The organism is Chitinophagales bacterium (assembly GCA_020636495.1).
Classification (GTDB): Bacteria; Bacteroidota; Bacteroidia; order Chitinophagales; family Chitinophagaceae; genus UBA5543.
Genome location: JACJXQ010000008.1, coordinates 3,129,633 through 3,150,728, shown reverse-complemented (window position 1 = coordinate 3,150,728; position 21,096 = coordinate 3,129,633). Strand labels below are relative to the sequence as shown.

Below are 21,096 nucleotides of genomic sequence, written 5' to 3'. Positions count from 1 at the left end.
GTTTCAACATGTACGGTGCTTTCCATTTTTGAGAGTATTTTTTATACCAAAGTATCCAGTACTGAGTTCATATTGCGAACAGCTTCAGCCGAAGCATTGAATTTAGTTTGTTCGTCATCAGTCAGTTTGTAGTCTACTATACGTTCCCATCCATTTTTGCCTACCACTACAGGTACACCCATGCATATGTCGCTCTGGCCATATTCGCCTTCCAGCAATACGCAACAAGGGAAAACTTTCTTTTCGTCGCGTATGATGCTTTCTACCAGTGCAGCCCCAGCAGCACCCGGCGCATACCATGCTGATGTACCTAATAGTTTGGTCAGCGTAGCACCGCCTACCATGGTTGCGGCAGAGATGTTTTCCAGTTGCTCAGCAGTCAGGTATTCTGACACAGGAACTCCCCCCAAAGTAGCCAGCCTAGTCAATGGTATCATTGTAGTGTCGCCGTGGCCACCTATCACTGTTGCACTCAGGTCGTTAGGAGAGCAGTTCAGTTCTTTTTGCAGGTAACATTTGAACCTTGCGCTGTCCAGTATACCACCCATACCTATGATCCTGTTCTTTGGCAGGCCTGTAGCCTTAAGTGCCAGGTAGGTCATAGTGTCCATAGGGTTAGAAATAACTATTATGATAGCGTTAGGTGAATGTTCCAGCAGGCTCTTTGCTACAGTTTCTACAATTTTAGCATTAGTGCCTATCAATTCTTCTCTCGTCATACCCGGTTTGCGGGGAATACCTGAAGTAATAACACAAACATCAGAACCTGCTGTTTTTGAATAATCGTTGGTTACACCAGTTACAGTGGTGTCAAAACCCAGCAATGAAGCTGTTTGGGTGATATCCAATGCTTTACCTTCTGCAAAACCTTCTTTGATGTCTACTAAAACCAGCTCATCCACCAGTTCTTTACGTGCAATATTGTCTGCACAAGTAGCGCCAACCGCACCTGCACCTACTACCGTTACTTTCATTGATTATTTATTTTAAGTGTTAATGATCAAAAAAATCGCTGCAAAGATAAAGAATAGTCATTGCCCTATAAGGACTTTTTTTATATTAAATTCAGATTTAATTCATGTGCCGTTAATACAGTATAGCACATTTAGCGTTACCTTTGCTCTTCTGCCAACAACCTTATCAAGGAGAGATACATACATTGTAATTGTATATATAAAAACCAACACTATGCTAAAAAACTATGAGTCAGGGTCTGTACTGACCCTTGCAGCAATGGTTATCGCCTTGCTCAGCCTCGCAGGCATTTTTTTAGTAACGCTTGTGAAGTTATCTGAAATGGGGCTGTAAGCCTCGTTTTTTATCTGTTGTCTGTAAATTTTCTAAAGTAAAAAGGGCGTATCTATAAGACACGCCCTTTTTATGTTTATTCAGTCAGGAAATTAATAAGCCCTTTTGGCATACGATACTATGGAAAGGTGAATGATATCGTGAAGGTTGGTAGCTAGTTCATCCCTATCTATTTCTTTATTGTTTTGCACTTTATTCATCATTTTTACAGCCAGTTGCATCAGGCTCTGATTGATGATGTTCATATTATTGATAAGCAGTTGGGCCCTGTCTGCAGATTTTGCCCTATTCTCTGGAGAAAGTGCTTTGTTTACGGCATATCCGGCTGCTCTCGAAAAGACTGTTATTTGTTTGTTCATGCTCTGTTTGTTTGTGATGATTGTTAATTTGATAGAACAAAGATGTCTATACAATTATTCGTTTGAAAATTATTGTTAACGGTTAACGACGGTTTTACAACTCGTTAACAACTCATTCACAACTTTTATTTTTTGCGGATATTTATGGCCCTGCGCTTTTGTTTTATCTCGAAGAACAACGTCTTTTCATCGTTGTTGACAAGGTCTGCCTGCTGTGCATATTCAGTTGGTTTAAAGTTATCATCAAAGGCTACTTCACTTAATGTAACAGTATATACGCCGGCAGGCAGGTTGAAGTAGAACTCGCCATTTTCATCCGTAAGTGTTGAAAATGAGGAGCGTAGCGTATCGTTGCTGGTGGCCGTGACCTTAATATTACCCGGTTTGAATTCAATGTTCGAATTTTTGTCCGATTGAACATTCAGTTTGCCTGACAGTACTTTACTTTTTTTGTAAGGTATATATATGGTTTTGTTACCGGTTACTGCAAAGGTTTGTATCGTTCCACCCTGCGGTATCCAGCCCTTTATCTTACTGGTATAACCAAAATCTACTTTAAAGTCCTTTTTCTCAACGTTTTTAAAGATAACGACACCTCTGCCATCTGATACAAACAGGTTGTCGTTAAGAGCCAGCATTTGTTCTGCTATTGGTCCTTCCCCTTCATCTAGTTTACCATTGGTATTCACGTCTTTAAATAATACCAGTTTCAACTGGTAATACTTACGTACTGCTACAAAAGGTACATTTAGCCTTACCCTGAGGGAGGCAGCTATATAGGGTTGTGCATTTGGTTGGTTGACAGGCATGATTCCGGAAACGTTAAAGTCGAATCCACGCCTGTAGTTATGGTATATCAGGTTGCCCATCACATTAGCGCTCTCAGTGTTAGATGGTAGCGACTTGTTGTAGTTCATTTGCGAACGTATGGTCAGGCTGCGCTTAAAGAGGTTGAGCTCGGCATAGGGCCCCAGTACCAGGCGTCGGTATTGTTCAGGCTTTTGCAGGTATTTCAGGTAGTCGTGGTAGAAATACGGACCGATATCGTACCTGGCTGATACACCGGCAAAATACACTTGCAGAGCTCCCTGGTTGCTCATTACATTAACACCGGTAGTGTCTTCATAGCCTACCAGCACTCCACGGCCATAATAACTGTTCAGGTTCACATAAGAACGCTGGCCCAGCATCACCGATGTGCTCAGGTTCAGGAACCTGTATTCGTAGATAGGCACCGAGCCTGTGTCGCTCTGCTGCTGTCGCTGCTTACCCACAGAGAATGTAAGATTTGAATTTCTGAAGCTTACACCGGCTTTTGCTCCGTAACTGGCAGTTTTCAGGTTGAATACATCAGAAAATAACTGGGTATCTACGTAAATGTTCTGTTTCCGCAGGTTGTACTCATAAAAGCCTCCTAAGAAATACCTGTCATAAATACCTCTTACATCATGTGTCTGCGAACGTTGACCTTTGAATACTCCCGGATAGGAGTTGCTATTGGTCATCAAGTTAGAGATGACGTTTATATGCTTGGCATTCCATGAAAAGTTGTAACCCAATGATGTACCTAACTGTGCTTTTTTTGTACCTGCTGCCAGTGGACGGGTGATCTGCTCTATACCGGCACCCATTACTACTCTCAGGCTCATTTCGTCGGTGAGCTTAGAAGAAGCCTCCTGCTTTACAAGGTAGCTGTTCACCTGGTTAGTCTGGTCGAAGTTGGCTACTGCAGACTCAGTGAGCACCACCTTATCTTTTACCAACACGGATGCATTGCCGCCTATTAGTTTACTATTGCCGCTTCGACTTTTCAGCAGGCTGTACAGACCGACTTTGTTAATGTCATTTTTCCATTTATGTGCTACGCTTACGCCATACCCATCCATCACAAAATCTGCCAGTTGCATAATGTTACCTGCAGAGCCTGACCACTTTTCGCCCTCGTATTCAAATCGGTAAATGTCATTATTCTGAAACTGTCCCTGTGCAAATGTTTTACTTCGTATGTCAAACATGATACGTTCCCGTTCTTTCAGGTCAATTCTTCCATGCAGTGCACCATAATACTGCAGGTTTCCCGAGCCTTGTGAGGTCATACCTGTTTCCAGCTGCAGCGGCATATCCAGGTAGGCCGATGAATGCTCCTTAAGCATATATCCTATCTTGGATATCTCCTGTATCAGGTTTACTGTTTCACCATCCTCAACGCTTACCTGAACTTTTACCTCCTCTTTGCGTAACATGCTCCATTGCCCATCGCTTAATTTAAGAGGTATTTTGTAGGTAGTATCCTGTTGAGGATCCAGGTGCAAAGGTTGTTTGTAATTCAGGTTCAGCAGGTTGTTGTTGTAGTGAATGGTATAGTTTTTAGGAACGTTACCCGTGTTCTTGACATATACCGGGAATGTGATATCTTTCTGGTAGGCGCCAAGTATCATGTCGGGCATAGGCAGCCTCGCTTTGAACTTTGTAAATTCCTGCACCTTTACTTTAAAGGTATCCGTAAGGGTTTCCATACCCTTGTTCAGTCGGTACTCTATTTTTACCTGTTCCCAGTTGGCCGATATAGACTTTGCCGGTAGCAGGCGCAGGCTGATGATGGTATTCTGGTTGCCGGGCAGGCTCACAGTCATTACTTTTTGGGTGGTCAGGGTCCAGCCTTCGGGCATGGTTATGGTCAGGAATATACTGATGGAATCGGTGGTCAGGTTGGTGATATTGATATTGTTGTACATGAAGTCGCGGTTATTGTCCGCAACCAGCGTGTCATACAATAATTTGGTGCGATATATACGACTGCTGAGCTGGGCATGCAGATTGTTGGATACAAGCAGTATAAGTAGCAGGCAGAAAAATGCCTTTCTGCCATAGAACAGGTATGTCTGCTTAAATGTCATCAAATGGGTTAGTCCTCTGTTTGCCTGTTAAGCCCGTCGTGAGGGCAGCAATATTTACAAATATCTGAATATTAACCCAAATCTTTTAGCCCTATGTGAATATGTATATAAATAGCAAGAAAGGAGCCTTACGGGGCTCCTTTCTTAATATTACGAGTGAGGGAAACAATTACTCTTGAGTAGCAGTGTATACTACGTCTACTGCGTAAGTACCTGCAGGGTATGCGAAACCGGGGGTAGCTTTATACTTTACACTGAAAGTCTGGTTGCCACCACGGTCAGCCGCTGTGATCAGGTCCTGGTTAGAAGCTGTCAGCGTAGAGTAAGCAGTTGAAGAGAACGGGCTGGCTATAGAACCACCTGTACCGTTGGCTGTTACTTTTACTGCCAGAACACCACTTACAGGCATTGTTGGAGCCGGGGTAGTGTTACCTGTGTATGAGAAGTTTGTAGCGTTAGCTTTAACAGCTACTGAGAAATTCTTGTTAGAACGTACTTTCAGTTCCTGTGCATCACTTTCAACACCGTTAGCGTAGTCGTTAACTGTTGTGAAAGGGATAGTCACGTCAGCACCTGTAGCAGAGCTGTTACCTGTGAAAGTGATCTCGATTGCGTTGCTCAGTACCAGGTTGGTAGTTTGAGAAGCAGAAGAGGTTTGGTTAGCCTGGTTTTGAGCATTAGCTGCGAAACCGAAAGAAGCGAAAACTGCGATTGCGATGATCTTTTTCATAATTGTTGTTTTTGTTTGTTTTAGTTTGGTTGTTTGTTTAAAAAATGTTTGTTGTTTTTGTTTGTCTTAGTTATTCGTTAGTTTAATTATTCTATTTTGTACTCATGAACTCACGTTGTTCGTTTGACGATACAAAGATGCGACGGGAAAGTGCCTTGAGAGAAATTTTCAGCTTCAGTTAACCACGTATTTGCAACCCGCTAACGAGCCATTAACAAAAAAATAGCCACCCTAAGGTGGCTTAAATTATTGATTTTCATTTTATTATAATTACTATACAGATACATTAAACTCTCTTAATGCATCATTCAGGCTTGTTTTCTTATCTGTAGATTCTTTACGCTGACCAATGATAAGGGCACAGCTAACACTATATTCACCGGCAGGGAACTTCTTGCTGTAGCTACCGGGTATTACCACGCTGCGAGCCGGTACACGCCCCTTATATTCTACAGGTTCGCTGCCGCTCACATCTATTATCTTGGTGCTTTGGGTCAGTACCACGTTGGCGCCCAATACAGCTTCTTTCTCTACATGTACTCCTTCTACTACTATGCAGCGCGAACCGATGAAGCAACCATCTTCAATAATAACAGGGCTGGCCTGTAGCGGCTCAAGCACACCACCAATGCCTACACCGCCACTCAGGTGCACATGTTTGCCTATCTGTGCGCAGGAACCTACGGTAGCCCATGTGTCTACCATGGTACCTTCATCTACATAAGCGCCTATGTTTACATACGATGGCATTAACACCACATTTTTGGCCAGGTAAGCGCCATAACGGGCTACAGCATGAGGCACGGCACGGACACCCATAGAAGCATAGTCCTTTTTCAGGAGCATTTTATCATAGAATTCAAACGGTTCAACATCCCATGTCTGCATGGGCTGTATGCCAAAGTACAGTAGTATAGCCTGCTTTACCCACTGATTCACCTGCCAGCCATCAGTGGTTGGCTCTGCTGTACGCAGGCGGCCTTTATCTACCTCTTCTATCACAGCACGTACGGCATCTTTGTATTTATTTTCTTTCAGCAATTCTCTATCGGCATAAGCTGCCAGTATCAGATCTTTCATATTACTTCTTTTGTTGGGCGAAAATAAGAAAGCCTGCTCTTTAACCCCAACTTAAAAACGGAATAAAATGTCTGTAATGTAGAGATACAATGACATTCAGTTGACAATTTCCTGTATGTATATTATTATATTACAGATATTGCTTAAATAAATGCTTATGAAAACCATATTTACACTATTACTGTCCTGCATTACGCTCTTATCTGCAGGAAGCCCGGACAAGATCTATGACAAACTCTGTGAAGTAAACAAATGCTGGAAAGAACAGCCGGATATTGCTGGACTAAATTATCCAGTCAATGATAACAGGATGGAAAAGGAGTGGATAAGTATACATCTGCAACTGGTAGAGCAAACGTTAAGGACAAGGAGTACAGAGCATCTTACAACTGCTCAGAAAAATAACAGGCTGGCAGCTCTTGAACATCTGAACCAATACTGGCACAGCGGTGCGTTTCCCGTTAACGACCAATACGCATACCGTACACCCATATTTATTGACAGGTACGACAACTTTTGTGCGGTAGGCTACCTCGTAAAAGCAACAGGACATGAGGATGTTTCACGCTTGATAGCCTCAAAGACCAACCTGGCTTACGTGCGCGAAATGCATTATCCTGAATTACAGGATTGGGCATACGAATATGGTTTTACTATTGATGAACTGGCATGGATTCAGCCGGGTTATCCACCCGAAACAGCTTTGCAGGGTGTTGGTAGAGGTACGGATGGGATAGTGTATGAACTAGCTGTAAGTGCCAATGGTGAGCAACTTTATGTAGGGGGGGAGTTTACAGAAGTAGACAGCGTTATAGTTGCAAATAATATAGCCTATGTGACATTGCAGAATGAAATATATACCTGGCACAAAATGGACAGTGGTGTAAACGGTAGAGTAAATGCAATTGTCGATTTTGACAATAAGGTGTTTGTGGCAGGAACATTTACAATGGCGAGCGGAACAGTAGCGAATAACGTAGCTTATTGGGATGGTACAAAGTGGAACTCTGCCGGCTGCCTTGCTGGTGTGGTTAATGATCTGTTGGTATATAAAAATGAATTGTATGCAGTTGGTGATTTTGACGTATGTGCATCAATGAGTGACATTAATTTCGCCAAGTGGAATGGTACTGCATGGCTACCGCTAAACGGTATTAGTGGCCATATCAATACAGCTCATGTTTCCGGTAATTACCTGGTCTTGGGTGGGAAATTCAGTTATAACAATGATACTGTAAATATCATCAGGTGGGAGCCTGTGAATGGTTTTATAAAATACAATGCAGGTATTGATAATGAAGTTAATGATATACATGAATATAAAGGTGAAATGTATGTGGCTTTGTCTGGTGATGTTGATTCTGCAAGTCTTGTGAAAAAGCTGGATAAAAGTTCCGGTAGCTGGTTAGCACTGAAACATCTGCCATATAGTGGTGTGAATGGCTTACCTGCATTATATGCTTTTTGTGATGTAGGCAATGATCTGCTGGTCGCCGGGAATATCGATTATCCTTTTAGTGAAGGTAATTGTGTGCAAGTAATGGACACAATACTGCTCAGGGGAAAGTCATTTGGGGTAGATAGTGCTGTCTATGCTATGGCCGATTTTAAGAACAGGTTTATTGCAGGTGGAAAATTCAAAAGTGGCTCGTCAGGCTGGCTTATGCCGCAAATGAACAGTATCGCTGCTCAGAAGGGCGGTGTTAATGTTACAGCACCTGAACGCAAGGCAGTAGGTTTTGCAATACATCCCAACCCTTCTACGTCAGGTACTGAGGTGATATTAGAAAACGATATGAATGCAAACAGGGTAAGGTTGTATGATATAAATGGTAAACTGCTATGTGATAAAATTCTGGATGCCTCAAAGACGATGTTGTTACCACAATTGGCCGCAGGTATATATATAGTTGAGCTGGTAAATGAGCAGGGCATTCATGCAGTAGAACGTTTGTCTGTCAGGTAAATAATATTCGTTTTATAATTATAATACTGTGCTGCGCTTGTTTTACAGGCGCAGCACAATTTTTTTTTCAAACTGATTTGGCAAAATGGAAAACCTGCCTATCTTTGCAATCCCTTTCGGGAAAAGCATAAAAGGAGGCATAGCTCAGCTGGTTCAGAGCATCTGCCTTACAAGCAGAGGGTCCGCGGTTCGAATCCGTGTGCCTCCACACAATAAGGGTTTCAAGGTTCAGGCTTTGAAACCCTTATTTTATTTCCAACCCTTTTTTTATACCAATTTTTCATCAGGGCATTCATTCTTGGTAGTAAGTTATAATTGTCTCATCACAGGCAGTTATTTATATAGTAGTATTTATACGTTTCGTTATATAATACCATTCTCATAAGTAAGATTGCGCAATTATATTGAACTAATTGAATTGTACAAATATTCATAATTTATCTTAATAATCTGTACATTTGTACAAATTATCAGGTTATTTCCTATGAGCAGTATGATAGTTAAAGGGGATGTGATTCAGCAATTACAGGAGCAGGTTCTTGTTATGCAGGGGCTTAAAAAAAACAATGCAGATTATTCACCGGAAATTGGTTTGGGTAAGATTGAGGCATCATTTCCCGGAGGCGTGTTTCCCATTGGTGCTATTCACGAGTTTATTAGCAGGAACAATGAGGATGCAGCGGCAACAAATGGTTTTATCTCCGGCATGTTGGGGCGCTTCATGAAAAAAAACAGTATTTCTCTTTGGGTAAGTAAGAAGCGTAATGTCAATCCTGCGGCACTGATTTTTTTTGGTATTAAACCCGACTCTGTCATTTTTATTGATCTGGCAAGAACAAAAGATGCACTTTGGGTAGTTGAAGAAGCACTGAAATGCGAAGCGATAACTTGTGTGGTGGCCGAGCTATCAGATCTGAGTTTTGTTGAATCCAGGCGACTTCAGCTTGCTGTGGAAAAAAGCAGGGTTTCTGGTTTTATCCATCGTTATCAACCAAGAAATGAAAATAATCTGGCATGTATGACGCGATGGAAGATAAGAACATCGCCAAGTGATCCGGGTAATGGAATGCCTGGTGTAGGATTCCCAAGGTGGAATATTGAACTTATAAAGGTGCGTAATGGTATTCCGATGTCATGGCAGGTCGAATGGTCACCCAATGGTCTGTACTTTATTGAGGAAAGTCATTCAACTCTGTCATTATTAGCCACGTCAAAAACCGGTTGATATGGCAAAGAGGTATTTATCATTATGGTTCAGTCATTTGTTGACAGATTACCAGGTGCGCTGCCGGCCGAAATTAAAAGATAGCCCTTTTGTACTGGCAACGCCTGAACGTGGCAGGATGGTAGTAAAAGCTGCTAATAATATTGCTCGGCAAAACGGTGTACATCCCGACATGGTGGTAGCCGATTGCAGGGCTTTGTTGCCAACTGTCAGGGTATTGGATTATGAGGAGGGCAGGAACAATAAGCTATTACATGCTTTGGCTGAATGGTGCATACGGTATACACCTTCTGTTGCTGTGGATAGACCGGATGGGTTATTACTTGATATAAGTGGTTGTCCGCACTTATGGGGTGGTGAAACACCTTATTTTGAAGAAATTATCCTAAAACTGAAATTATTGGGTTATAGTGTTCGGGGGGGAATAGCTGATACTATCGGCTGTGCGTGGGCTGTTGCACGATACGGCCAGGCTACTATCATTCCTACTGGTAAACAAGTTGGAGCGATCATCTCTCTCCCGCCGGCGGCACTACGACTGGAGCAAAGTGTTATTCAACGTCTCGAAAAACTTGGATTATACAAGGTGCAGAACTTTATTACCATGCCTCGCTCGGCACTGCGCAGGCGTTTTGGCGAGCAGTTACTTATCCGGTTAGGGCAGGCTATCGGTCAGGAAATAGAAACCATTGAACCCGTTGTTCCTGTTGTACCGTACCAGGAACGACTGCCTTCATTAGATCCTATTTGCACAGCCACAGGTATTGAAATTGCGATTAAAGACTTGCTTGCAAAGTTGTGCAAGCGACTTGAGCATGAGCATAAGGGACTACGTTCTTGTATATTTCAAGCTTTCAGGATTGACGGTAATATTCAACGATTAACTATTGGCACTAATAGCCCTTCAAGGAATGTGATGCATCTTTTCCGGTTGTTTGAGGTGAAATTGGAAACTATAGAACCCGCACTGGGAATTGAGTTATTTCTGTTAGAAGCCCCTGTTGTTGAAGATTTACCGACCTCTCAGGAAGCATTCTGGGATGGCTCAGGAAAAGACGAGAAGATTATTGCTGAATTACTCGACAGGATATCTTGTCGATTTGGAACATCTGCTATTCGACGATTTTTACCTGATGAGCACTATTGGCCGGAGCGGTCAGTAAAGCAGGCCCCTTCTTTGACGGACAAGCCCGTAACACAATGGCGTACAGATATGCCGAGGCCACTCCATTTGTTGTCGGTTCCCGAAATGATCGAGGTAACTGTACCGATGCCGGACTATCCACCCATGCTGTTTTCTCATAAAGGGAAGTTGCATAGGATAATAAAAGCGGATGGGCCGGAACGCATTGAACAAGAATGGTGGCTGAATGAAGGTTTGTATAGGGATTATTACTGTGTAGAGGATGATAAAGGTGCAAGGTATTGGTTGTTTCGGTCAGGAAGCTATCAGTCAACTGAACCTAAATGGTTTGTACATGGATTTTTTGCATGATGAATGGCTTAGTTATGAAATACACAGAATTACAGGTCACAACCAATTTCAGCTTTCTGCGAGGCGGGTCGCATCCCGAAGAAATAGTACAGCAGGCGCTGGCTTTAGGTTATACTGAAATTGCTATAACTGATCGCAATACACTGGCAGGTATTGTGCGGGCACATAGCGCTGCAAAAGAAGAAAATATTCGTATCATTCCCGCTTGCAGAATCGACTTGCTGGATGGTACAAGCCTGCTGGCATACCCTATGGATATGGCTGCTTATGCAAGACTTTCTGCATTATTGTCAGAAGGAAATTTAAGGGCGGAAAAAGGTGAATGTTATTTGCAAAAAGCTGATGTATACCGCTATGCTCAGGGAATAAAATTTATCGCTGTTCCTCCGGATACTTTAAATGAGCATTTTGAATTTGAACAAGACTTTATTACTGATCTGCAGGAGTATAAAGCCAGATTGAATGATCAGCTTTATCTGGCTGTAACTCGTTCTTACCTGGCAAATGATAATAAAAGGTTGTTCAGGCTGGACCAGTTATCAAAGCAATTGTCTATCCCGATTGTCGCCACAAATGATGTGCATTATCACACTCCTCAACGAAGAGAGCTTCAGGATATATTGACATGTATTCGTGACAAATGCACAATTTATAATGCAGGTTATCGTCTCTGGCAGAATGCAGAACGGTATTTAAAACCGGCAACAGAAATGCATCGTTTGTTCAGGCAGCATGCTGAAGCAATTGAGCGTACACAGGATTTTGTTGCTGCATGCACTTTTTCCCTGGATGAACTACAATATATTTATCCTGAAGAGATCACGTCAGACGGGCGTAATCCGCAGCAGGAACTTGAATATCTGACATGGAATGGTGCTAAAGAAAAATTCGGTGCTCATATTCAGCAGCATATTAAGGAAACTATACTGTATGAGTTGAATTTTATTGAACGGAAGAATTATGCTGCATACTTTCTGACCGTTCACGATTTTGTACGATTTGCAAGAGGTCGGAATATCCTATGCCAGGGCCGTGGATCTGCCGCCAACTCTGTTGTGTGTTATTGTCTTGGTATTACTTCTGTTGACCCTTCAAAATTTAAACTTTTGTTTGCGCGTTTTATGTCTGATGCCAGGAATGAACCACCTGACATTGATGTAGATTTTGAACATGAACGCAGAGAAGAAGTGATACAGTATATATACGAGAAATTCGGCCGGGACAGGGCAGCAATTGTGGCTACCGTAACACAGGTGCATTACCGCGGTGCAGTAAGGGATGTTGCAAAAGCTATGGGGTTGTCGCTGGATGCTATCAACCGGCTATCTAATTCTGGCTGGGAGTTTACTGATAACTGGATGAGTGGTAAAGGAGTAACCTCAGAAGGTTTTGATCCTAACGACCCGCATATCCGGAAGGTTTTGCAGCTTACACATCAGTATATAGGTTTCCCGCGCCAGTTAGGGCAGCATACTGGTGGTTTTATTATTACCCAGGGTAAGCTTTCTGATCTTTGCCCGATACTCAATGCACGTATGCAGGACAGAACTTGTATAGAATGGAACAAAGATGATATTGAGACGTTGGGCTTTTTAAAGGTAGATGTTCTCGCTCTTGGCATGCTTACCTGTATCAGGAAGGCATTTGAACTGGTAGACCGACATTATGGACAGAACTTGACATTGGCGAATATACCGCAAGACGATACTGCAGTATATGAAATGATAAGCCATGCCGACACAGTAGGTGTGTTCCAGATAGAAAGCCGTGCACAAATGTCAATGCTGCCACGTTTACGACCTAAATGCTTTTATGATCTGGTAATAGAGGTGGCGATCGTACGGCCCGGACCGATACAGGGTGATATGGTGCATCCATATTTGCGTCGCCGTAATGGTGAAGAGCCGATTGAATATCCATCGAAAGAACTGAAGGACATTTTAGGACGAACACTTGGAGTGCCATTATTCCAGGAACAGGCTATGGAAATAGCTATTGTTGCAGCAGGTTTTACACCCGCTGAAGCTGATCAACTGCGCAGAAGTATGGCCACTTTCAAAGCGAAAGGATTGGTTAGCCAGTTTGAGAAAAAGTTGATCGATGGTATGACTGCAAACGGCTATACAGAAGAATTTGCTAAGCGCGTATTTAAGCAACTTGAAGGTTTTGGAAGTTATGGATTCCCGGAGAGCCATGCCGTCAGTTTTGCACTTCTTGTTTACGTGTCGTCATGGATAAAATGTTATTACCCTGATGTATTTGCAACAGCCCTCTTAAATAGTATGCCTATGGGGTTTTATCAGCCTGCACAGATTGTTATTGATGCTAAAAAGCACGGAGTAGAGGTATGTCCTGTTGATATCAATCTATCTGATTGGGATAACGTTCTTGAGGAAAAACGAGGTAAGTTTTATACAATTCGCCTGGGCTTTCGTCAGGTAAAAGGACTGCATGTGGACGATATGCGGCTGCTGGTCTCAAAGCGTGGACATGGGTACAGGGATATAAATGCACTCGTAGATGCAGGTGTTTCAAATGCAGCTTTGGAGCAATTGGCTGACGCGGATGCATTCAGATCATTAGGGCTTGACAGGCGGCAAGCCCTTTGGCAGGTGTCAGCCCTGGCCGATAGCCCGACAGGGGCATTTATTGGACAGCTATCGGAAACATTTTCAGAGCAAATATCATTACCAACTATGTCTCTTCCTGAGCATGTTATTCAGGACTACAGCAGTACATCTTTGTCATTAAAAGCACATCCGGTCAGTTTTGTGCGGGAGAAGCTTTCCATGTTGGGTGTTGTTGCCAATAATGATTTGGCTGCTTATAATGACGGAGATAGCATAAAGGTAGCCGGATTAGTGCTGGTGCGACAAAGGCCGGGTACAGCCAGCGGTATCGTTTTTATTACTATCGAAGATGAATCAGGAATTGCTAGCCTTGTTGTATTCAGCAAAATTTTTCAGCAATATCGAAAGGAAATTACACAATGTCGGTTGCTGATGGTAGAGGGTAAGCTTCAACGCGAAGGGGAGGTGACACATGTAATTGCCGCACGCTGTCACGATGTTTCCGGGTTGTTGCATAACATGGTCGACTTGCAACAGAAAGCATCAGAAATCCAGACCTTGTCACGGGCCGATGAAGACCGCGAAAATTACAGATCAAAAGACAATAGAGTTATAAAGCAGCGTGTTGTGCAGGCAGAGATATTTCCTGCTGGCAGAAATTTTAAATAAGCAGGCATATTCAATTTCAGAAGATAGTCTGATACATTTCTGTGCCTTCATACATTAAATGCGGGTTATTGTGTTGATTATCAATATAATGTGTCCATCCGGTATTCTCCTTGTTAGAGACTGGTATTTTAATTTCCTTCTATTAATAACTATAAACATGATTGACAATGCATACAGATATTTTTATATTGTGAAAAATATTTATAGATGATTGTCAGGATATTGAGGTTGATCATATTGTGTTTTTGTATGTTCTTGTTCTCATTTGTTACTAAAGCCCGTGAGGAAACCGTACAGCCAAACAATGCGGTATACGCTACTTTAAGGTTGTATGAGATCATCAATGAGCTGAAAACCAGGGACAGCACTTTTGACGAGATCAGGTGCAAAAAGGAGTTTTTCAAGTTGGTGAAAACATTCATCAATGATACGATCGACAATCGGGGCTATTTTGGTATGTTGAAAAGCTACCCTTATCTGCTTCATTTGCAGAATATGGTCTTTGCCTCAAACTTTACCATCGAGAAAACTTCACTGGCCGTAAAGAAACTTATTGCAGAAACAACTGATAGCACAGACCTGGTAAAATTGAAAAAACTGGACAGCCTTTTTACAAGCATAAAAAGATACCAGGAAGCTATTGGCGAAGAGAAACTGGAACTTTTAGGATTTGAAGAGGACTTACGTAGATATGATAGTTTGTATCGCACCAGGTTCTCCTTATCTAATAACGATTCTTCAGCCTTATTAATGATGTTGCATACAGATACGCTTACCGCCGGTTGGGTCGACTCATTACTAATGTTGAAAAAGACAGACTCTGCAAGGATCAGTGCCTACAAGGAAAGTATAGAAACAACCGAACAAGACCTTGCAGAAGCCGTTGAAACATTCAAGTATGAGATACAGGGATTGAGGAGAAATCTGAAAACACAATTGATTGCAACTGATAAGGATGTAAATGAAATGTTGAGTAATACATCCCGTATTGTTGACTTTTCACAAGGATTATACAAGTCTGCTGATATGGATGTACCTCCTTTAGCTGCTATGCAGACAACGATCAGTTTAACCTCGTCTTTCCAGGGACATGCGCTGTCTATGCCTTCGGAGTCTGAAATGATAGACGCTTTGGCCATATTCCTTACCGACCGGGTAAAACAGGAAACCGTTATCTGGTTTTTTGAACAGCTAAGGGCAAATGCCAAGCTGTACAATGATATGAATGTGTTGTTCCCGGCAAGTATAAAACTATTGCGTGGTAATGAAGTATATGAAACACCGGATCTTGGAAAGGCCTGGAGATATGCTATAGCAGAGGATTTTGTAAGAATGCCGGAACATTTGGTGAATACCAGCTATGTAAGGGCCTATATTGACGAATCTCCCGAGCGGCGGAATAATATACTGCCGTATATGCAAACTGGCGTCAGCATTGCAACGGCTTTGCAAAATAAGTATACTTTGTCTGAAACACTGGACTACCTATACCTGAGCAGGAGCCATACGGAAGGTACAGGTATCACAGGCAATGATTATATCACGTTGTTGTATGCCATAAAACAGGAGTTCTTCCTCGTAGACAGTAATACACGCCAGTGGCTTACACCATCTGTTCTGCTTGAAATGGACGACGATATGTTCATGACCATGCTGAGCCTGACCGATATGAAATATGACAGGGTGTTTTCCCGCCTTGCCGGAAAGAACTATGGCCGCAGCTTCTGGTTCAAAAAAACTGATGTACAGAAACTGAAGGTCTGGTTGGCTAAGATATTGCTGAATATCAAAAAGCTGGAAGCCATATATGCCGAAATGGAACGAGTATCCGCCGACGACAAAACAGATGTTACATCGGTAAACTATAATGTATGGACCTACACAAAAAATATTATCGGGACACTGGAGAGTCTGAACATAGTGCCTGCTGAACAGAATGTAAAGGACGGACTGGCTATGTTAGCCGAAATTCTGGATATATACCGGGAAATAGACAGGAAGAATTATCCGGGTGCTATAGGCAAGAGTTTCGATATTATTGAATATTTCTATGAACGTAGAATAATTGAGCAAAACGGAGCACGCCGTTTTTTTAACGAGTACCCCATGCTGACAAACGACTTGTTAGCCGTTGCTACAGGACAAAGAACAGACCCGGCTTTCAAAGATAGTTTACAGAGCAGGTTTGATAGAACAAAGCAAAATATCAAAGTTAATGTAGATTCCACCGCACTTGTAGGTCGGATCGTATATACACAGGATGGCAATACGTTTGCACTTGCAGATACCTTCATCAGCCGGCTCAGGTTTAAAAGAATGGAAGACATCGTCAGCAGGACGGGCTTGTTTTTAAGCGATGTTTCTGATGCCAGGAACAGTAAAGACCTGAGTAGTGTTGTGCAGAAGTATGCATTGCCACCGTCGAGTTATAATATAAAAAAGGCATCACTGCACAGCTGGTTTATCAATGCTTATGTAGGGCCATATGTAGGCCATGAGTGGCTCATAAAAACATTGGCATCGTCGGCCACAGATACATTAGGCCCGGATAATAATGGTTATGTTTATGGCATCAGCGCACCTATCGGGCTTACATATTCCATACCTTCTCGTCGCGATGTGCAGAAAAATGATAAGTATGTAACTTGTTTCAGCAAAGGGCGCATGCGCTACCTGGGCAGTAATCCCTGGAGTTTTACTCTGAGCGTGGTAGATATAGGTGCGGTAGTCTCATATAGGATAAGTAATACAGATGGAGTTTTACCACAAAAATTCAAGTGGGAGCAGTTCTTCAGTCCGGGCATACACGTTGCCAAAGCTATTTACAAAACCCCGCTCGTCGTAAGTGTGAGTGGTGTATATGCTCCCTTGGTCAGAAGTGTAAATACGTCTGATCGTCAATATACGGCGTTGCGGTTGCAGGCGGGCGTGTTTTTCGACATACCTGTCGTGAAAATATATGCTAAAAACAGGTTTGTGAAGCTGGATAAGTTTCAGGAGAAGTATTGGTAATAAAGTGCACGCCTGTAACTGGTAGAAAAAATGCAGAATTGTTTCTAGGAGTCAGGCAGACTTCTTCAGTTCATTTATACGGAAGATTGGGTGAAAACACTCTTTTCTGGCTGGTATTTATTTAGGACATTTATAAGACAGTAATCTTTGGCAGTGTATATATATACATGTGCCGCCATCACTAACTATAAAGGACCATCTTATGAATCAGTTTTCTATTGATATGCATTGCCACCCCGCGATGAAGCCATTTGGCAAAAGTTTCTCAACAAAAAAAGTAGGGGAGAATTCCACCAACAGGCATCATAAGACCTCTATTTGGTTTTATGATCCGCCCAACCCATTGGAGCGCCTGTTGCAGCGTTTGCTCGGATTAGTAAAATTTACACAGTGCGACTTTACAACACTGTCAAATGGTAAAGTGCGTTGTATCTGTGCCTCTATTTATTCTATCGAGCGGTCATTTGTAAGGCTGAATACAGGTACAGGTGTCCTCACCGATTTTATCAGCAACCTGGCATCCAGCCTGGGCAAGGACCGCATCAACTTTTTGCAGAGTAACAAAGATTATTTTTCAGATGTTGAGAACGAATATGATTTCTACCTGCAATTGCATAATAAGGAGATAAAGTTTGGCAACATAAAGCGGAAATATGTACTCATTAAAAGCTATACAGATTTACAGGAAGCTATGATGCTTAATGAGGATAAAACGGAGGTTGAGACAGTGTATGTTATTATGAGTATAGAAGGGCTGCACAACCTGAATGCGGGTAACGGCGATACACCGGACGAAGTTGAAGTATTAGACAATCTGAGAAAAATGAAGTCATGGACGTACAGGCCGTTTTATGTTACGTTCGCACATCATTTTTATAACGAGCTTTGCGGCCATGCAGAAACAATGTCTGACTTTTTCCAGGACCTGATGACACGCCAGGAGCCGGGTATGAATACGGGTTTCACACCATTGGGCAGAAAAGTAATGAAAGAGGTACTGGACAATACCGATGGCAACAGGATGCTGATCGATATCAAGCATATGAGCTATCTGTCAAGAACAGAATATATCAATTACCTGAAAACGGAACACGCAGCAGAATATGCACGCAAAGAGATCCCGCTCATTATAAGTCATGGCGCATGCAATGGCATGCAAAGCAGGGATAACCCTAACGCAACTCCCGGGCTGGAATATACTGCTTCGAGAATGTATTCAGCTGATATCAACTTTTATGACGATGAACTGCTGGAGGTGGTCAGGAGTGGTGGCATCATCGGCTTACAACTGGATGAAAGAAGAATAGCATCCAAACAATATAAAAAATCCCTGCGCCTGGAGCTGGCATCAGATAGTGCGCGTAAACACTCCAACAGCAAAATGCTGTGGAACAACATCAGACATATTGTTGAATTGCTGGACATGCACGATATGTTTGCCTGGGACAACATAGCAATTGGTAGTGATAACGATGGTATGATAGATCCTATGAATATGTTCTGGACATCAGGAGATATGGATGCCCTGGTACAGTATATAGAGCGGCATGCCTTCAACTATTTTAACGATCCGGAAACCAAACTAAAGAACAGCTACAACCGCATAGATCCTTCAGAAGTGATACAGCGTATATTCCATTCTAACTCAATGGAGTTCTTCCGGAAATACTTTAAATAGCGCAGGGTATTATCGTATAGAAATCTATCATATTCCCTCTATTTGTAAAAATGGGTGCATCTTTGCGGTCAGAACAGCATTTTTCCTGAATATGACGACAATGAAAGGCCCTCTGACAAAGCATCCTATAGCGGATAACTTTAGGGAATGGAGTGAAAAAGTGAATGGTAAACAGTTTTTAGAACAGTTGGCGCGCCATGCCTACCGTGTATGCAATTACAATGCGGTAGAGGAGAATTATGATACTTTTTATGAGCATTTTGGCCATGCGGGCACTGTACATTTTGCTGTTAAGGCCAACGCGGAACCACATGTACTCAAAGCTTTGATAGCAAAAGGCGCCGGTTTCGAAATAGCTACTTACAGCGAATTACGCCTGTTGATAGAAAGTGGCCTGCCTAAATCGGAGATCGGTAAAAAAGTAAATTTCGGCCAGACGCAGAAGGAGCGTGCTGATATCCGTCATGCATTGATAGACGGTATGCGCAATTTTGCTACCGACAATATTCATGATATACGCATTCTCAACGAGGAAATAGAAGACCTGGATATCAATAATGAAGATATCAGGATGCAGATACGCCTGTTCAATGCAGAGGGTACTAGTTCAGGTACAGGATATTCGCAGTCGTTCAACAAAAGATATGGGGTTGATAATGAGCAGGCTATGGAACTGGCCAGAACCATTCTGGATTATGGTATGACAGTTTCGGGCTTTACCTTCCATCCGGGCAGCGGTTCATCCGACCCAACAATGTGGGATTATGGCATAGAACATGCGGCCCGACTTGCCCGCAGGATGAAAGATGAACTTGGGCTGGAGATACAGGAATTGAACCTGAGTGGTGGTTTCGATCCTGCTGTAGCGATAGAAGTATATGCAGAACATATTTTACAGGAGATAGAAATAGCTTACAAGGCAGTAGGATTACCCGTGCCGGAACGTATAGATACCGAACCCGGCAGATGGCTGGTGGCCAATACAGAGGTACTTATAGGCAAGGTGTCTAACATCAAGATAAATGAAGATGGTACACGTATTGTTACCCTCACAACAGGTGTTTCTGAAAATGGTACACTGACCGGCCTGGGACTGGATTACGACTATTTTATACTGAAATACGGCAAAGCACATAAGCTGGAAAAACGTAAAGATGTAAGGGCCAATATACATGGCCGTGCTTGTGCCGATTTTGATGTACTGGAAGAAAATATAGCAATACCTGACGAACTGCACCCTGACAACCCGCTGGCAGATAAGATATTCGTGGTAATACACGGGGCAGGAGCATATTCGCATTACATGGAGCGCAATTTCTGGTGTGGTATTACCCCGCCTATGAAGATGAACTACGCCGATTTTAAGAATTGTATCACTTCGGAGGAGTATTACGAAATGGCGCTGGTCAATTCGTATGCCGAGCGGTCAGGGTTGCCGTTGAAGAATGCTATGACTTTTATCACTAAAAGGACAAGTGAGAAGATAGGGGCTATAAAAGGCGCACAGATTGCAGAAGTGCTGGATGACCCTAAGTTGCTGAATGAACTGGGGATGCATATACTGCACAGCGTGGCCGATTTTCTGCAAGAGCATGGTAAAACAAATAATAAACATAGTGAAGGAGATATGTAATATTTATTACAGAACCCCGATTTTGGATACCATACCTTTGCAAAAAGTTTAACATGGCGACAATACAACTGACAACCAAAGATTTTAAAGAGAAAGTATTTAACTACGACATAGAAAAAGAGTGGAAATACCTGGGCAAACTGCCTGCTATCATTGATTTCTACGCTGACTGGTGCGGACCTTGTAAAATGGTGGCTCCGATACTTGAAGAGTTATCAAACGAATATGATGATAAATTATTGATATATAAAGTAGATACGGAAGTAGAACAGGAACTGGCAGGTGCATTCGGTATACAGAGCATTCCCAGCATGTTGTTCATCCCCATGGCTGCACAGCCAATGATGCAGGCGGGCGCACTACCTAAGCACGTACTGAAACAGGTGATAGAGGAGCACCTGGTGACCAATACTGCTGAAAAGAACTAAACATAACTATTCTTTTGTTCAGGATCCGGGCTATGCCCGGATTTTT

Annotated in this window: 14 protein-coding genes and 1 tRNA gene; 10 read left to right on the top strand and 5 right to left on the bottom strand. The window is 42.5% G+C overall.

Going from position 1 to position 21,096, the window contains the following annotated elements; all coding sequences use genetic code 11:
- Positions 1 to 41: 41 nt before the first annotated feature.
- On the bottom strand, positions 42 to 974 hold the full coding sequence (gene mdh / locus H6550_14060) for a malate dehydrogenase (protein MCB9047253.1): 933 nt from the start codon (positions 972 to 974) through the stop codon (positions 42 to 44).
- Positions 975 to 996: 22 nt separating this feature from the next.
- Between mdh and H6550_14055 the strand changes: the two genes are divergently transcribed.
- The gene (locus tag H6550_14055) at positions 997 to 1,308 is read left to right on the top strand and encodes a hypothetical protein (GenBank protein ID MCB9047252.1); all 312 of its coding nucleotides are present in this window, start codon (positions 997 to 999) and stop codon (positions 1,306 to 1,308) included.
- A 92-nt stretch (positions 1,309 to 1,400) separates the two neighbouring features.
- Here the strand turns inward: H6550_14055 and H6550_14050 are convergent, their stop codons facing one another.
- The 4 genes from H6550_14050 to H6550_14035 form a co-directional block, all read right to left on the bottom strand.
- On the bottom strand, positions 1,401 to 1,667 hold the full coding sequence (locus tag H6550_14050; GenBank protein ID MCB9047251.1) for a hypothetical protein: 267 nt from the start codon (positions 1,665 to 1,667) through the stop codon (positions 1,401 to 1,403).
- 125 nt (positions 1,668 to 1,792) lie between these two features.
- Positions 1,793 to 4,564 carry a carboxypeptidase regulatory-like domain-containing protein gene (locus H6550_14045; GenBank protein MCB9047250.1) on the bottom strand — a complete coding sequence of 924 codons (2,772 nt, stop codon included), beginning with the start codon at positions 4,562 to 4,564 and terminating at the stop codon, positions 1,793 to 1,795.
- A 169-nt stretch (positions 4,565 to 4,733) separates the two neighbouring features.
- Entirely contained in the window at positions 4,734 to 5,294 is a 561-nt protein-coding gene (locus H6550_14040; GenBank protein MCB9047249.1) for a hypothetical protein, read from the bottom strand.
- Positions 5,295 to 5,567: 273 nt separating this feature from the next.
- The gene (locus H6550_14035; GenBank protein ID MCB9047248.1) at positions 5,568 to 6,374 is read right to left on the bottom strand and encodes a 2,3,4,5-tetrahydropyridine-2,6-dicarboxylate N-succinyltransferase; all 807 of its coding nucleotides are present in this window, start codon (positions 6,372 to 6,374) and stop codon (positions 5,568 to 5,570) included.
- Positions 6,375 to 6,531: 157 nt separating this feature from the next.
- Here H6550_14035 and H6550_14030 point away from each other — a divergent pair, with 157 nt between their 5' ends.
- From H6550_14030 to trxA, 9 genes are all read left to right on the top strand, one after another.
- On the top strand, positions 6,532 to 8,340 hold the full coding sequence (locus H6550_14030) for a T9SS type A sorting domain-containing protein (protein MCB9047247.1): 1,809 nt from the start codon (positions 6,532 to 6,534) through the stop codon (positions 8,338 to 8,340).
- Positions 8,341 to 8,473: 133 nt separating this feature from the next.
- A tRNA-Val gene (locus H6550_14025) sits at positions 8,474 to 8,548 on the top strand.
- A 276-nt stretch (positions 8,549 to 8,824) separates the two neighbouring features.
- Positions 8,825 to 9,565 carry an Error-prone repair protein ImuA gene (locus H6550_14020; GenBank protein MCB9047246.1) on the top strand — a complete coding sequence of 247 codons (741 nt, stop codon included), beginning with the start codon at positions 8,825 to 8,827 and terminating at the stop codon, positions 9,563 to 9,565.
- A 1-nt stretch (position 9,566) separates the two neighbouring features.
- Positions 9,567 to 11,060 (top strand): DNA polymerase Y family protein, encoded by a 1,494-nt coding sequence (locus H6550_14015; GenBank protein MCB9047245.1) that lies wholly within the window; start codon positions 9,567 to 9,569, stop codon positions 11,058 to 11,060.
- Positions 11,061 to 11,074: 14 nt separating this feature from the next.
- A complete protein-coding gene (locus H6550_14010) occupies positions 11,075 to 14,299 on the top strand; it encodes an error-prone DNA polymerase (protein ID MCB9047244.1) in 3,225 nt (1,074 codons plus the stop codon).
- A gap of 249 nt (positions 14,300 to 14,548) precedes the next feature.
- A complete protein-coding gene (locus H6550_14005) occupies positions 14,549 to 17,311 on the top strand; it encodes a hypothetical protein (GenBank protein ID MCB9047243.1) in 2,763 nt (920 codons plus the stop codon).
- Between the two features lie 202 nt (positions 17,312 to 17,513).
- Positions 17,514 to 18,989: a peptidase M19 gene (locus H6550_14000; GenBank protein ID MCB9047242.1), complete on the top strand. Its 1,476-nt coding sequence runs from the start codon at positions 17,514 to 17,516 to the stop codon at positions 18,987 to 18,989.
- Positions 18,990 to 19,089: 100 nt separating this feature from the next.
- Positions 19,090 to 20,622, top strand: coding sequence for a hypothetical protein (locus H6550_13995; GenBank protein MCB9047241.1), 1,533 nt, complete (start codon positions 19,090 to 19,092; stop codon positions 20,620 to 20,622).
- Positions 20,623 to 20,675: 53 nt separating this feature from the next.
- A complete protein-coding gene (gene trxA, locus H6550_13990; protein MCB9047240.1) occupies positions 20,676 to 21,050 on the top strand; it encodes a thioredoxin in 375 nt (124 codons plus the stop codon).
- The last annotated feature ends 46 nt before the right edge of the window (positions 21,051 to 21,096 follow it).